The following is a 14,037-nucleotide window of genomic DNA, read 5'->3' as shown; positions in this document are numbered from 1 at the left end:
CCGGTCAGGTGCTGAGCTTCGGCAAGGCGATCAGGCAGAGGACAGAGGCGCAGGAGACGGCCGCTGCAATCGCGGCGAGCGGAGCCATGCCCAGCGTGACGAACGGAGCCGCGACGGCTGTGCCTGCGGCGGTCGTGGTCAGGATGGCCACGAGCACGAGCGCCGATCCGCGCGCATCGTCCCCGCGTGCGGCGACTACGGCGCGATAGAAGCCGGGCGGGCCGCGAAAGCCGAGGCCAAGGTTGACCGGCACGAATAGCGCAGCGAGGGCGAGCGGGTCGGTGCCCCCCGCCAATGCGTATCCAAGAATGCCGAGCAGGCCCGCAGCGGACAGGACAGAACCAGACAGGATCATGATTTCCGGCCCTAGCCGGGCGGCCAGCTTGCCGGCGAAATTCGACCCTGCAATGAAGAAGGCGATCCCGGTCACCTGCATGATGATGAAGTCCCCGAGATCGCCGCCCAGACCCTTGGTGATCATGGCCGGGGCGCCGAACACGAAGATCAGCAATCCGCCCAGCGTGAAGGCCTGGCTCAGCGCATATCGCAGGAAGGTCGGGTTGATGAGGTGGCGCAGATAGCTGCCTGGCGCGCGCGTCGAAGGCGGCGCAGGCATCCGGTGGCGCAGCAAGGTGACCAGCGCCGCGACGCCGAGGCTCAACACGCCGAGGACGAGGAACGAGCTTTTCCAGCCAAAGGCCACCAACAGCCATACGCCCAGCACGGGGGCAAGGGCAGGGATCAGGGATTCGATGCTGGCCATGAAGCCGAGCGCGCCGACGGCTTTCTCCTCGGAGAACATTGCCCGGATCATGCCCGGCGCGAACACGGCTGCGGCTGAACTGGTCAGGCCTTGCGCAAACCGCAGGCCCACCAGGGCGGGCAGGGACGGCGCCGCCATGCAGGCAAGGGACACCAATGCATAAGCCGCAAGGGACAGAACCAACAAATTGCGCTGGTCTATCCGTGCGCCAAGTTCTCCGAACACGAGAAGGCCGATACACCCGCCCGTCACAAAGGCGGCAAGCACTATCTGGGCCATCGCCTGTGAGCCCCCGAGCGTGTCCGGCAGGGAAGGAACCGCAGGCAGGACCAAATCTGTTCCTGCAAGACCGAGAATGGTCCCGAGGACTAACAGGCCAAAGGCGAGCAGGGGCGCGGCGGCGCGGCGTTCCGTCATTCTTCAATTCATCTCCGTGCGGGGCGCACGCCTATGCCGGAAATGGCCCGGAATGTCGAGCGGAGCATGTTGATCTGACCGTACGTTTCGGCGTGTGGCCTTGTTCAGGCAGGAACTTCCTGTTCGGCGAATTGTGAAGGTGGCAGGCCCACATGGCGGGTAAATGCCACGCTGAACGCGCTGGCCGATCCGTATCCGACACGCCGGGCAATTTCGGCGATGGTGCCATCGTTCTCGCGCAGCATCTTTTTTGCCAGTGCCATGCGCCAGGAGAGCAGATATCCCATGGGGGAGATGCCGACAGCCCGATTGAACCGGTCGAAGAAAATGGAGCGTGAGAGCGCGGCCTCTTTTGCCAGTTCCGCGATCGTCCACGACCGGGCGGGATCTTCGTGTATTCGGCGAATGGCCGCCGCGAGGCGCTCGTCAGCTAGTCCCCGCAGGAAGCTGGGTGACTCCGTCTGGACCGTCGTTGAACGGAGGGCTTCGATGAACATGACTTCCAACAGGTGGGACAGGATGACGTCTCGTGCGGGCCGGGTCTTGCGCGCTTCGTCCCCAACAAGCCAGACCAGGCTGGCGAGCCGATCATCTGCGCGTAGATGAACGCGGCGTGGCAGGAGCGACAATAGGAGACCGGCGTCAGGTGAGGCGAGGATGCAATATCCTAAAAGAAGCCGCACATCAGCCCGGCCGCTCTGGGCGCCTAGCCGGACGTGCGCTTCTCCAAGCCGCACAGGTTGTGAGTATGGCTGATGGGCAGGTGGCGGATCAGCGCTCATCATTGAGAATTCATGCACCGATGGAATGAGCACGAAGTCGCCCGCCTCAAGCATGACGGGGGCGTGGTCCCTGGCTTCAAGCCAGCACGAGCCGCTAAGGACGACGCAATAGAAAGGACGCCCATACTCCGTGCGGCGGACCCGCCACCGCCCCGCCGCTTCGATCATTTTCGAATAGGGGGTAGTCGGTTGGAGCAGGGAGACAATTTCAGCCAGAGGGTCGGTCAATTCCGGACTCCTGCGAACGAGATACCGACTTTTGATTATAGCCCGTCCGACGCTGCTGGCTATATCTTCAATTCGGTTATTCGCTCACCAAACAGGAGTTCCCATGAATACCATACTCATTACCGGTTGCTCGTCCGGATTTGGCCTTGAAACGGCTCGTTACTTCCATGAGCGTGGTTGGAACGTCATTGCCACCATGCGAACGCCTCGCGAAGATATTCTTCCGACTGATGACAGGTTGCGTGTTCTGCCGCTCGATGTGACGGATCCACAAAGCATTGCGCAAGTGGTCAAGGTGGCAGGCCCGATCGATGTATTGGTCAACAATGCAGGAATCGGCTGGCTGAATGCGCTCGAAGGCAGTCCGATAGAAACCATTCGCGACATCTTTGAAACGAATACGTTCGGAACCATGACAATGATGCAGGCGGTGTTGCCGCAGTTTCGCGAACGGAAGGCGGGAGTGATCGTGAATGTGACCTCTACTGTGACGTGGATGCCGTTGCCCTTGCTGTCAGTATATACAGCCAGCAAGGCGGCTGTGAACGCCTTCAGCGAGTCCGTCGCAATCGAACTCCGGCCGTTCAATGTGCGCGTCAACGTGGTTCTGCCCGGTCGCGCGCCGGAAACTCGCTTCGCTGATAATGCGATGGGGCGCATGAACGGTTTCCCTGAAGTCTATCAGGAGCTGGCTCAGAGCACGATGGAAGGTTGGGAGGAGGATACGTCTGAACTTACAAAGTCGATTGATGTGGCGGAGGCAATTTGGCGAGCCGTCACCGATCCGACGACCCCGTTTTTTGAGCCTGCCGGAGCCGATGCTGTCGCTTTGGGCAATTCCTCCTGACCTGAGCCGGGCCCTGCCATCGGCGTAGCGCTGCGATCAGGCGGGCCCCCCAATGTCGACTGAATGTTGCGGGGGGCGGCCCGCGCCGATATGACGGGCCGCAGCATATCAGGAGGCGCGACACGCCATGGCTTGGACCAAAACCTATTCCGGCGACGAGCCCTTGCGGATCAACAAATGGCTGGCGCTGGAAGGCGTGTGCTCTCGCCGCGAAGCGGACTCCCTGATCGAGCAGGGTCTGGTCAAGGTCGACGGTGAGAAGGCGATCTCGGGCCAGAAGATCGAGACAGGCCAGACGCTGGACCTCGCGCAGAAGGCTTCGCGCCGGCTCGACAACCAGCTTTCCATCCTGTTCCACAAGCCGATTGGCATTGTTTCGGGTACACCGGAGGGCGACGAGATTCCCGCTGTGCGGCTCATTTCAGGCGATAGCCTCTCGGGAAAAAGTCATGCCATTCCGGGGCGCTACAACAAGCTCGCGCCCCTCGGGCGTCTGGACAAGGATTCCCGCGGCCTGCTGATCATGTCTGAAGACGGCGTGTTGGCAAAAGCCGTGATTGGACCGGAGAGCCAGCTCGACAAGGAATATCTGGTCAAGGTGAAGGGTGAGGTTACGCCCGACAAGCTGGGCAAGTTGCGTCATGGTCTCGAGCTGGACGGTCGTCAGTTGAAGCCTGCCATCGTCGAACAAGTGAAACAGCAGGAGCTGAAATTCATCCTGAACGAGGGCCGCAACCGACAGATCCGTCGTATGTGCCAACTGGTTGAACTGCATGTCGTTGATCTGATGCGGGTGCGCGTTGGGCCGTTGGAACTGGCGGGCCTGCCGGAAGGCAAATGGCGCCCGATCAGCGGCCGCGAGCGCGAGGCCCTGTTGAAGGGCGATGCGCCGCGTCCGCGCAAGCCGAGGCCGGACAGACCGGATCGTCTCGCACGTCCGGAGCGAAGCGACCGTCCTGACCATCCGGCACGGTCTGAACGCCCTGACCGGTCCGGCAAACCGCCCCGGCGGCCTGATCGTCCGGATTCACGGGCTGGCGGAAAGCCTGGTGCGCCATCCGGAGAGAAAACGGTCTCCCCGCTAAAGGGCGAGAAATTCAAGCGCACGAAGCTGAAACCCCGCAAGCGCACGCCCATCAAATGAGGGATCTGGTCATCATCATGGGCGTCGCGGGGAGTGGGAAATCCTCCATTGCCGAAGCTCTCTCCAGGGCCGAAGGCTGGCCTTTCGTGGAAGCGGATGTCCACCATTCCGCCGCCAACAAGGAGAAGATGGCCTCCGGCACACCCCTGACAGATGCAGATCGCGCCGACTGGGTGCGCAGCATGGGCGAGACCATGACCGCCATGCCGGAGGACCGGGTGGTCCTGGCCTGTTCGGCGCTCACGCCCTTTGTCCAGACAGGCCTGCGCGAGCAGAGCGGCCGGACTTGCCTGTTTGTCCTGCTGGACGTGCCAAAAGACGAGCTTGCGCGGCGGATTTCCTCGCGCGCCGACCATTTCATGCCGGTCTCGCTGCTCGACAGCCAGCTGGCCGCGCTGGTCCCGCCGGAAGACGTTATCCGGGTCGATGGCACGGCAGCTCCCATCGCTCTGGTTGAGGATATTCGCACACGTCTCGCTGTGGCATGACCTTGCGGTACGGCTCGACGGACGCAAGAAGCTGCGTATCCTCCTGACATGGATGGTACAGAAATCAGCAAGCCGAAACGGCCGCGCCTAGATTATCCTCACGGACAATCGGCACCTGCTCCCGGCGAAATCAGGGAAATTGCACCGGGCCTGTTCTGGCTGGCCATGCCGCTGCACTTCTCCCTTAAGTTCATCAATGTCTGGCTGATCGATGATGGCGACAGCTGGACGATTGTCGACACCGGGATTCCGTATGACGAGACGCGCGCGGTCTGGCGGAAATTGCTGGCCGACCGGATCAGCGAAAAGAAGCCCCTGAAGCGGGTAATCGTCACCCACATGCACCCCGATCATATCGGCACGGCTGGCTGGCTCTGTCACAAATGGGGCGCGGAATTGTGGATGACGCGGCTGGAATACACGACGTGCCGGATGCTCGTCTCCGATACCGGGCGCAGCGCACCAAAGGCCGGGCTCGACTTCTATCTGCGCGCCGGCTGGAACAAGGCCCAGCTGGACCAGTACAAGGAAAAGTTTGGTGGCTTCGGAAAGGCCGTGATGCCCTTGCCTGATTCCTTCCGGCGGCTGGTCGATGGCGACACGTTCGAAATGGGCGGTCAGGTCTGGGAAGTCATTACCGGCAGTGGCCATTCGCCGGAACATGCCTGTCTCTTCTGCCCGGCGCTCAACATCCTCATTTCAGGTGATCAGCTGTTGCCGCGAATCTCGTCGAATGTGTCAGTCCATCCGACCGAGCCGGCGGCCAATCCGCTGCTTGACTGGCTCGAAAGCTGTGAAAAGCTGAAACAGCGTGTGCCCGAAGACGTGCTGGTCTTGCCCGCGCACAACGAGCCTTTCACGGGCGCGCACAAGCGCCTGCAGCATCTGATTGACGGTCACCATGTGGCGCTCGCGCGATTGTTGCAGCGTCTGGGACGGTGCCCCATGAAGGCCGTAGATTCCTTCACCACCCTGTTCGGCCGGGCGATTGCGGATGATGAAGTCGGCATGGCGACAGGCGAAGCGCTGGCCCACCTCAATTACCTCATCTATCGGGGGGATGTGTCGGTGACACGAAATGAAACCGGAATAGACCTCTACAGCCTTAACTAGAGACTGCGTTCGCGGCTTTTGCAGCAGTGGGCGCGTTTTCACCTTCGCAATCACCTATTCTTTCGTCTAAACAGGTCGAACGTCACAAAGACGATCGATGAGGTTCCGATGGCATCAGATGGCAACAGCGCGGCGCACGAAGAAGTCGCCGAAAAGCCGGGCCTGGGGGCCAAGCTCAAACAGGAACTTCGTGAATGGGGCGCCACGCTGGCTGTGTTCGTGCCCGTCTTCCTGCTCTTCTCCGGCCTCGCCTATGAGCAGCGCGTGATTCCCTCCGAGAGCATGGTGCCGACGCTGCAAGTGTCTGACCGCGTCGCCGTGGCGAAATTCGCCTATGGTTATGACCGCTATTCCCTGCCTTTCTCGATGGGCCGGTTCATCCCGCTGCCCGAGGGCCGGATCTTCGCCAGAACGCCCACGCGCGGCGATGTCGTGGTCTTCGAACACCCGCACACTGGCCGGGTCATGATCAAGCGCCTGATCGGCCTGCCGGGTGACCAGATCCAGCTGATCGGCGAACAGGTCTATCTCAATGGGGAGCCGGTCGAGAGCGAGTATATGCGCACGATCCGCTATGTGCCGCACAATGCCGTGGCCATCGACATTGCCCATGAGTGGCAGGAGACAATTGGCGACAAGAACTGGGTCACACATCGCCAGGAAAAGGGCGGACGGGGCGACAATACAGATCTGTTCATCGTGCCTGAGGGCCATGTCTTCATGATGGGCGACAACCGGGACAACTCCCTCGACAGCCGTTTCCCGAGCGGGCATTGCCCGGCCATTGAGGGCGTAGTCGACCGCGCAGGCTGCCAGCCGCGTGTCCCGGCAGATGTGGCCTCGATCGGCTTCGTCCCCATGGACCACCTGATTGGCCGCGCGGAAACCGTTCTCGTCACCTTTCACAAGTGCAAGCTGCAGGACGAGGAACCCTGCCGCAAGCGCGTGTGGAAGGGGCTCTGAGCCACCGGTTTTTCACAGCTTGACCATCCGGCAAGTGTACAAACGCGCCTTGCCGCAGGGGGGCAACCCCGTTAGGGCAATTTTGGAACAGTGGTCACCGGGCCCGCAAGAACGAGTACAGTGTGTATGGCGATGCCAGACAAGACATCGACAGGCCGGCAGCGCGGTCCCATCATTATTTCACGTCATGGTCGGCCGGCTCTGGACCGGACGGCTGGCCCACGCCTGAACTGGAAGCAGTATCGCGACTGGTGGGAGCGCTATGAGATCGGCCCTCTGGCCGACGATCAATCGCCGCCCGAAGGTCTGGTCGAAGCCGTGGTCGATGCCGAAATCGTCTTCGCCTCCGCACGTCTCAGGGCGCAGCAGACTGCCGCCCGCGCCGCGCCCCACATGCAGGCACTGTTCGATCCGGTGTTCAATGAGGCGCCCTTGCCTCCGCCGCTCCTGCCAGGTGTCCGCTATTTGCCGAAGACCTGGAACATCCTCGCACGGGCAGCCTGGTTGAACGGACATGCACTGGATGGGGAAAGCGTGAAACAAGCCCGCCAGCGCGCGGCGTCTGCCGCAGCAAAGCTCGACGCGGCTTCCACCGAAGGCAAGGTCTATCTGGCCGCTCATGGCTGGTTCAACCGGATGCTGCGTCCGGAAATGAAAAAGCTGGGCTGGAAGTGTTCGTATGATGGCGGCGACGCTTATTGGAGCTACCGCATCTACGAATACCGGTAAATCTGGTCTGGAAGTGGTTGTGGACCTCAGGTCGCCGCTCTAATGTCACGGGAATTTCAAGAAAAGACGAGGCCGAAGAATGGCTGATGCGAAAGAGAAACCAGTTGATAAACTGACCTTCGAGGAGGCGCTTGCCGAGCTCGAAATCATCGTTCGCCAATTGGAAGCGGGCGAAGTCGAACTGGAGAAATCCATCGCAATCTACGAACGCGGCGCAGCGCTGAAGGCGCATTGCGAGTCGCGGCTCAAATCCGCTGAACTCAAGGTCGAGCAGATCGTCCAGGGGGCCAATGGGCCAACCACGGAATCCGCCAATTTCGACTAAGGGGGCTTCGATATGGGCGAAGCCCAAGACTTCGAACAGCGCCTGAAAGAGGTCGCCGACCGGGTCACTGTGGCGCTGGATCAGCTGATCCCGCCAGCGGGTGGGCCTGAGGCAAACCTGATGCGCGCGATGCGCCATGCAGCCTTGGCCAATGGCAAGCGCATGCGGCCTTTCTTCCTGCTCGAAACCGGCGCCATGTTCGATGCACCGGAAAAGACGTTGCTGCGGGCAGCGGCCGCGCTGGAATGCGTACACTGCTACTCGCTCGTGCATGACGATCTGCCATGCATGGATGATGATGATTTCCGGCGCGGGCAGCCGACGGTCCACAAGGCCTTCGATGAGGCAACGGCCGTGCTCGCCGGGGATGCGCTGCTGACGCTCGCCTTCAAGATCCTCGCCTCAAACGAAACCCATGATGATGCCTCCGTGCGGGCCATGCTGATCGAGCGGCTGGCCGATGCGTCCGGCGCGCGTGGCATGGTGGGCGGCCAGATGATCGATATGCTGGAATCCGACAGCCCCCGCGACCTCAACACGATCACCCGCATGCAGCGCCTGAAGACGGGCGCGCTGATTTCCTATGCGACGGAGGCCGCGGCGATTGTGGGCCGGGCCCGGGAAGCTGAACGCAATGCCTTGGCGGGCTTCTCGAACGACCTTGGCCTTGCCTACCAGATCGCCGACGATTTGCTGGATGCCACCGGTCATGAGGACAATGTTGGCAAGCCGCTACGCACCGATGAAGCAGCAGGAAAAGCCAATTTCGTGACCATTCTTGGCATAGATGGCGCACGCCAGCGGGTGCACATTCTCGCTGCACAGGCGAAGGAACACCTCGCAATTTTCCGCGAAAAGGCCCATATACTGCTGCAATCAGTCGATTTTGTGCTCGATAGAACGCATTAAGACCTGGTCAGAATTATAAATACGAGATCGAGCTAAAACTGGAATGACCGACGCCCGCCCCAATCGTCTGCTGGACGCAATCAATTCTCCTGCTGACCTGAAAGGCCGCTCCCGAGCGGACCTGAAGCAGATTGCGGATGAAGTGCGCGAGGAAGTCATCGACGTGGTCTCGGTGACCGGCGGGCATCTGGGATCCGGACTCGGCGTGGTCGAGTTGACGCTGGCCATCCATTCCGTTTTCGACATGCCGGCTGACAAGCTGATCTTTGATGTCGGACACCAATGCTATCCCCACAAGATCCTGACAGAACGGCGCGACCAGATGCGCACGCTGCGCCAGCCCGGCGGCCTGTCAGGCTTCACCAAGCGCGCCGAGAGCGAATACGACCCTTTCGGCGCGGCGCATGCCTCAACCTCGATCTCTGCCGGACACGGCTTTGCCAAGGCGCGGGACCTTCAGGGCGGCGACAATCATGTGGTCTGCGTGATCGGTGACGGCTCCATGTCTGCGGGCATGGCCTATGAGGCGATGAACAATGCCGGCGCCGACAAGTCGCGCCTGATCGTTATCCTGAACGATAATGACATGTCGATTGCTCCGCCCGTCGGCGCGATGAGCAATTACCTGTCGAAACTGGTTTCCTCGCGCCCCTATCGCGGCCTGCGCCGGATCGCCAAGAAAGTTATCACGCCGATGGGACTGGAAAGCCCGGCCCGGCGCGCCGAGGAATACCTGCGCGGCTTCGCCATGGGCGGAACGCTGTTCGAGGAACTTGGCTTCTATTATGTCGGCCCGATCGACGGCCACGATCTCGATACGCTGCTGCCGGTACTCGAAAACGTGAAGGCGATGAAGGATGGCCCCATCCTGATCCATGTCGTCACGCAGAAGGGCAAGGGCTATGCGCCTGCCGAAAACTCTGCCGACAAGTATCACGGCGTGTCGAAATTCTCGGTCATCACCGGCGAGCAATCCAAGCCGAAGCCAAAGGCGCCGAATTACCAGAAAGTCTTCGGTCAGACCCTGGCGAAACTCGGCGAAACCGACGACAAGATCTGTGCGATCACGGCCGCCATGCCATCCGGTACCTCAACCGACATTTTCGCCAAGAAATTCCCGGACCGCCATTTCGATGTCGGTATCGCCGAACAGCATGGCGTGACTTTTGCGGCCGGTCTCGCGGCCGACGGCATGAAGCCGTTTGCGGCGATCTACTCAACCTTCCTTCAGCGCGGCTATGATCAGGTCGTCCATGATGTGGCGATCCAGAAACTGCCCGTCCGGTTCGCCATTGATCGCGCAGGCCTGGTCGGCGCTGATGGCGCGACGCATGCTGGCAGCTTTGACATCGGGTATCTCGGCGCGCTGCCGGGCATGGTCTGCATGGCCGCTGCCGATGAGGCAGAACTCGCCCGCATGGTAGTGACCTCTGCCCAAATTGATGACGGCCCGTCTGCCTTCCGCTATCCGCGCGGTGAGGGCACCGGCGTTGCCGTTCCGGAAAATCCTGAACCCCTCGAAATCGGCAAAGGCCGTATCGTGCGCGAAGGCACGACGATTGCCATCCTGTCCTATGGCACACGCCTCGGTGAGGCCGAGAGGGCCGCCGAAATGCTGGCCGCACAGGGCCTGTCGGCCACGGTGGCGGATGCCCGCTTTGCCAAGCCGCTGGATGCGGATCTGGTTGAACGTCTCGCACGGGACCATGAAGTGCTGATCACCGTGGAAGAAGGCGCCACGGGCGGCTTTGGCAGCTTCGTTCTGGAGCATCTTGCCTGTGTTGGCGCGCTCGACACCGGCCTGAAAATCCGCCCGATGACCCTGCCGGACATCTTCCAGGATCAGGACAGCCCGTATCAAATGTACGAGACGGCCGGTCTCAATGCTCGCCACATCGCCGCCAAGGCGATTGAGGCTCTGGGCCGGGGCGACATTGCCGAAATCAACCGCCTCGCCAGCGCCTGATATCTATCTGAAAAGCAATTTGCGACATGCGGCGAACCGGTCTTATGTGCCGCGCATGAGACGCTTTCCCTTTTACACTTCGATCACCGCAGCCTTGCTGCTGGCAGCCTGCGCCACAGCCCCTGAAGCGACAGATTCCGGCCCGCCGCCGGAAACCGTCATCGCGCAGGCCTTGGCCGACTCAAATCCCTATGACGCCGACCGGATGCTGAGCGAATTGCTGGCGCGCAATTCCCTGACGACCGAGCAGAAGGTGCAGGCGCTGTACCATCGCGGTAGCCTGCGCCGTCAGTCCGCCAATGACCGGCGGGGCGCAATCGAGGATTTCGAGAAATTGCTGAAAATGGCGCCGGACCATGCGCTGGCCGCGAATGCGAAGACCGAGCTTGGCTATGTCCGCACGGATGTCGACCAGATCGAAGCGTCGATGAACCGCTTCCTGACGCTGGCACAATGGTTCGACGGTGTCTGGACCTTGGGAAACCATGAAGAGGCCGTCACGCGGTATCGTAAATCCGGCCTGGCCCCGACGCCGGAGCAGGTCGAGACGCTGACGGATGCGGGCTATATCTGCAAGACGAAAGACTCGGATACCCGCCTGCACGAGTATGGCGATGAGCGGGATGACCTTGCCGGGCTGGAATGGTGTGAAGACCTGACCAGTTGAAAGGTCACATAAAATCCACATTAACGCCCTGTCAGCGCGCGCCTTGTGCGACTAGGACTAGGCATTGTCATTCTGTTCCCTTCTGGAGATACCTCATGATTCGTTCCGGTCTTATCGCTGCCGCCTCCGCCCTTGCGTTGGCGGCCTGTACGTCCGCCCCCGATACAGCCGGGACAAAGGGTGCCGCCCCGCCGGCGCCGATGACCGAAACCATGTCCAGCTACGCGCTGGCCATGACCACAGTCGAGGGCCTCGAAGAGGCGGGCAATACGCAGACGGCCATTGATCGGCTCACCCAATTGTCGGGCGATCCGGACCTGACGCGGGAACAGCTGGCCGAGACGCTCCTGCGCCGCGGTGACCTTCGCGTCGGCCAGTCCGGCTATGACGTAATGGGCGCGATCGAGGATTTCGAGGAAGTCGTGAACACGCTCGACGACACGACAGTACATCCGGAGGCCGTTCTGGCGTTGGAAACGGCGCGCGGCAAGGCGGACTCGCTGATGACCGTGCTCAACCAGCCGGAAACAACCCGCCAGCAGAAATTCGATATCCTGATGCAGCTTGGCCGTCATGAAGACGCCATTGATCTGATGATCGCCAGCGACCTGACGCCGGACAATGAAACCCTGATCGCGATGTACCAGATCGGTTATCTCTGCGAGGGGGATGAATTGACCGGGCGCACCTATGACGCGGTCGAGCCGGATGGCACCGACCATGCGCTACGTTTCTGCGATTTCGGCAAATAGTCACTGCCGACCCAACAACGTTTTTTCGCCGTCAGCGCGTAGCTCTTCCAACCTGAAGACGTCGTGCTGGCGGCGCATTGCGTTCAGGGACATGATTTTGCCCTGCTCGCAAAGAATTGTCGGCTGAACGGTCAATTTTTCCTTCAATACTTGGAGTGGGCGTGATTGTGTGGATGAAACACACAATCAGAGGAAACCCATGCCTGCAGACACCTTGCCGAACTGGCCCGCCATGTCCATCGCTCAGGCGAACGAGCTCCTGGCTGCGGAAGGCTCTCCGCTCGAGATCACCGATGCTGTGATCAATGGCGTGGATATGAAGATATACAAGAATGCCCCGCCGACCATTCCGCTCATCCTGCAGCTCGCAAGCGTACAGTTCGGCGACCGGGATTTCATTGTCTATGAAGACGAGCGCGTCACGTTCGACGCCCTTGCCCGGGCCGTGATCAAACTCGCTGGTGTGATGCGCGAGACATATGGAATCGAGAAGGGTGACCGGGTTGGGATCATCATGCGGAACTATCCGCAATGGCCGGTCGCCTTCTTTGCCGCCTCGATGATCGGGGCCATCGCCACACCTATGAATTCCTGGTGGACCAGCGAGGAGCTGGAATACGGCCTGTCCTTCGCCGGCGTGAAACTGGCCTTTGTCGACCCTCAGATATTTGAGCGGATCAGAGCCGAGTGGGAAAACCTGCCGGAGCTGAAAAATGTCGTCATTGCCCGCGATCCGGAAGGAGAATATGGGGACCCGCGTGTGGCTCAGATGGAACAATATATCGGCGGCGCGAACGAGTGGGCCAACCTGCCGGAGGTTTCGTGGCCAGCCATCGATATTGGTCCGGAAGACGATGCAACGATCATGTATACGTCGGGTACGACCGGCAAGCCGAAGGGCGCGCTGGCGCCCCATCGCGCGGTCGTCTCCAACATGTTCAATTCCATGACCTGTCAGGCGCGCATGTTCCTACGCAAGGGCGAGCCCCTTCCCGAGCCGGACCCGAACGAGCAGCGAGCTACCCTGCTGGCCATTCCGTTCTTCCACGCAACGGGCGCGTTCGCGATCATGATCCCGTCCCTGCTGCGCGGTGACAAGATCGTCTCGATGTACAAATGGGATGCAGGCAAGGCCCTGCCGATCATCGAAGAGGAGAAGGTCACGGCGGTCGGCGGTGTCCCGGCGATTGCATGGCAGCTGCTGGAACATCCGGACAGGGACAAATATGATCTGTCTTCGATCGCGGCGATTTCCTATGGCGGTGCACCGTCCGCGCCGGAACTGGTCTCGACCATCAAGAAACGCTTTCCCGATGCCGCCCCCGGCAATGGCTGGGGCATGACGGAAACCTGCGCCACGGCCACGCTGAACATTGGCGAGGATTATGTGAACCGCCCAGCTAGCGCAGGGGCGCCGCCGAAGGCTGTTGAGCTGAAAGTCTGCGATCCTGAGGGCAACACTCTGCCTCAGGGCGAAGTGGGCGAACTCTGGTGCAAGGGGCCGATGAACTGCAAGCTCTACTGGAACCGGCCAGATGCCACGGCGGAGACCTTCCGTGATGGCTGGGTGGTCACCGGCGACCTCGCGCGTATTGATGAAGAGGGCTTCCTGTATCTCGTCGACCGGGCCAAGGACATGCTGATCCGTGGCGGTGAGAACGTCTACTGTATCGAGGTCGAGAATGCCCTCTATGAGCACCCGGCCGTGATGGACGCTGCCGTGGTGGGCATCCCTCACAAGATTCTCGGTGAGGAAGTTGGCGCGGTTGTGCAACTGAAACCCGGCATGCACGTTACCGAGGACGAATTGAGAGCGCATGCTGCAAGTCATTTGGCGGCGTTCAAGGTGCCGGTAAAAGTTCACTTCATGACCGAGCCACTCCCGCGCAATGCGAATGGCAAGATCCTGAAGCCCGTCTTGCGGGAACAATTCAAGTCATAGGA

Annotated in this window: 14 protein-coding genes; 12 read left to right on the top strand and 2 right to left on the bottom strand. The window is 60.9% G+C overall.

The window, feature by feature from the left end; all coding sequences use genetic code 11:
- Positions 1 to 4: 4 nt before the first annotated feature.
- Together V7660_RS08520 and V7660_RS08515 are read right to left on the bottom strand one after the other, a co-directional pair.
- Complete coding sequence (locus V7660_RS08520) at positions 5 to 1,180, bottom strand: MFS transporter (RefSeq protein ID WP_335602653.1); 1,176 nt, start codon at positions 1,178 to 1,180, stop codon at positions 5 to 7.
- Positions 1,181 to 1,284: 104 nt separating this feature from the next.
- Complete coding sequence (locus V7660_RS08515) at positions 1,285 to 2,190, bottom strand: AraC family transcriptional regulator (protein WP_335602652.1); 906 nt, start codon at positions 2,188 to 2,190, stop codon at positions 1,285 to 1,287.
- 103 nt (positions 2,191 to 2,293) lie between these two features.
- Here V7660_RS08515 and V7660_RS08510 point away from each other — a divergent pair, with 103 nt between their 5' ends.
- The 12 genes from V7660_RS08510 (at position 2,294) to V7660_RS08455 (ending at position 14,035) form a co-directional block, all read left to right on the top strand.
- A complete protein-coding gene (locus V7660_RS08510; RefSeq protein ID WP_335602651.1) occupies positions 2,294 to 3,037 on the top strand; it encodes an SDR family oxidoreductase in 744 nt (247 codons plus the stop codon).
- A 127-nt stretch (positions 3,038 to 3,164) separates the two neighbouring features.
- Positions 3,165 to 4,181, top strand: coding sequence for a pseudouridine synthase (locus tag V7660_RS08505; RefSeq protein ID WP_335602650.1), 1,017 nt, complete (start codon positions 3,165 to 3,167; stop codon positions 4,179 to 4,181).
- On the top strand, positions 4,178 to 4,669 hold the full coding sequence (locus V7660_RS08500) for a gluconokinase (protein WP_335602649.1): 492 nt from the start codon (positions 4,178 to 4,180) through the stop codon (positions 4,667 to 4,669). The genes V7660_RS08505 and V7660_RS08500 overlap by 4 nt, the downstream gene beginning before the upstream one ends.
- A gap of 48 nt (positions 4,670 to 4,717) precedes the next feature.
- Positions 4,718 to 5,782: an MBL fold metallo-hydrolase gene (locus V7660_RS08495; RefSeq protein WP_335602648.1), complete on the top strand. Its 1,065-nt coding sequence runs from the start codon at positions 4,718 to 4,720 to the stop codon at positions 5,780 to 5,782.
- 108 nt (positions 5,783 to 5,890) lie between these two features.
- Positions 5,891 to 6,745 (top strand): signal peptidase I, encoded by an 855-nt coding sequence (gene lepB, locus V7660_RS08490; RefSeq protein WP_335602647.1) that lies wholly within the window; start codon positions 5,891 to 5,893, stop codon positions 6,743 to 6,745.
- A 132-nt stretch (positions 6,746 to 6,877) separates the two neighbouring features.
- A complete protein-coding gene (locus tag V7660_RS08485; RefSeq protein WP_335602646.1) occupies positions 6,878 to 7,474 on the top strand; it encodes a histidine phosphatase family protein in 597 nt (198 codons plus the stop codon).
- 79 nt (positions 7,475 to 7,553) lie between these two features.
- Positions 7,554 to 7,799, top strand: a complete 246-nt coding sequence (locus V7660_RS08480; protein WP_034813920.1) for an exodeoxyribonuclease VII small subunit — start codon at positions 7,554 to 7,556, stop codon at positions 7,797 to 7,799.
- A gap of 12 nt (positions 7,800 to 7,811) precedes the next feature.
- Complete coding sequence (locus tag V7660_RS08475) at positions 7,812 to 8,708, top strand: polyprenyl synthetase family protein (RefSeq protein ID WP_335602645.1); 897 nt, start codon at positions 7,812 to 7,814, stop codon at positions 8,706 to 8,708.
- A 43-nt stretch (positions 8,709 to 8,751) separates the two neighbouring features.
- Complete coding sequence (gene dxs / locus V7660_RS08470; RefSeq protein WP_335602644.1) at positions 8,752 to 10,674, top strand: 1-deoxy-D-xylulose-5-phosphate synthase; 1,923 nt, start codon at positions 8,752 to 8,754, stop codon at positions 10,672 to 10,674.
- A 55-nt stretch (positions 10,675 to 10,729) separates the two neighbouring features.
- Complete coding sequence (locus tag V7660_RS08465) at positions 10,730 to 11,341, top strand: tetratricopeptide repeat protein (RefSeq protein ID WP_335602643.1); 612 nt, start codon at positions 10,730 to 10,732, stop codon at positions 11,339 to 11,341.
- A gap of 95 nt (positions 11,342 to 11,436) precedes the next feature.
- Positions 11,437 to 12,093 carry a hypothetical protein gene (locus tag V7660_RS08460; RefSeq protein WP_335602642.1) on the top strand — a complete coding sequence of 219 codons (657 nt, stop codon included), beginning with the start codon at positions 11,437 to 11,439 and terminating at the stop codon, positions 12,091 to 12,093.
- A gap of 199 nt (positions 12,094 to 12,292) precedes the next feature.
- Positions 12,293 to 14,035 carry a class I adenylate-forming enzyme family protein gene (locus V7660_RS08455; protein WP_335602641.1) on the top strand — a complete coding sequence of 581 codons (1,743 nt, stop codon included), beginning with the start codon at positions 12,293 to 12,295 and terminating at the stop codon, positions 14,033 to 14,035.
- Positions 14,036 to 14,037: the final 2 nt, after the last annotated feature.

Source organism: Hyphomonas sp. (assembly GCF_036964145.1).
In the GTDB taxonomy this organism is placed as follows: Bacteria; Pseudomonadota; Alphaproteobacteria; order Caulobacterales; family Hyphomonadaceae; genus Hyphomonas.
The sequence above is the reverse complement of the archived record's forward strand: the minus strand, read 5'-3'. Positions and strand labels throughout refer to the sequence as shown.

Excerpts from the sequence above, each read along its gene's own strand:
- V7660_RS08520 (WP_335602653.1), bottom strand. The coding sequence starts at position 1,180 with ATGACGGAACGCCGCGCCGCCGCGCCCCTGCTCGCCTTTGGCCTGTTA.
- V7660_RS08510 (WP_335602651.1), top strand. The coding sequence starts at position 2,294 with ATGAATACCATACTCATTACCGGTTGCTCGTCCGGATTTGGCCTTGAA.
- V7660_RS08505 (WP_335602650.1), top strand. The coding sequence starts at position 3,165 with ATGGCTTGGACCAAAACCTATTCCGGCGACGAGCCCTTGCGGATCAAC.
- V7660_RS08500 (WP_335602649.1), top strand. The coding sequence starts at position 4,178 with ATGAGGGATCTGGTCATCATCATGGGCGTCGCGGGGAGTGGGAAATCC.
- V7660_RS08495 (WP_335602648.1), top strand. The coding sequence starts at position 4,718 with ATGGATGGTACAGAAATCAGCAAGCCGAAACGGCCGCGCCTAGATTAT.
- lepB (WP_335602647.1), top strand. The coding sequence starts at position 5,891 with ATGGCATCAGATGGCAACAGCGCGGCGCACGAAGAAGTCGCCGAAAAG.
- V7660_RS08485 (WP_335602646.1), top strand. The coding sequence starts at position 6,878 with ATGCCAGACAAGACATCGACAGGCCGGCAGCGCGGTCCCATCATTATT.
- V7660_RS08480 (WP_034813920.1), top strand. The coding sequence starts at position 7,554 with ATGGCTGATGCGAAAGAGAAACCAGTTGATAAACTGACCTTCGAGGAG.
- V7660_RS08475 (WP_335602645.1), top strand. The coding sequence starts at position 7,812 with ATGGGCGAAGCCCAAGACTTCGAACAGCGCCTGAAAGAGGTCGCCGAC.
- dxs (WP_335602644.1), top strand. The coding sequence starts at position 8,752 with ATGACCGACGCCCGCCCCAATCGTCTGCTGGACGCAATCAATTCTCCT.
- V7660_RS08465 (WP_335602643.1), top strand. The coding sequence starts at position 10,730 with ATGAGACGCTTTCCCTTTTACACTTCGATCACCGCAGCCTTGCTGCTG.
- V7660_RS08460 (WP_335602642.1), top strand. The coding sequence starts at position 11,437 with ATGATTCGTTCCGGTCTTATCGCTGCCGCCTCCGCCCTTGCGTTGGCG.
- V7660_RS08455 (WP_335602641.1), top strand. The coding sequence starts at position 12,293 with ATGCCTGCAGACACCTTGCCGAACTGGCCCGCCATGTCCATCGCTCAG.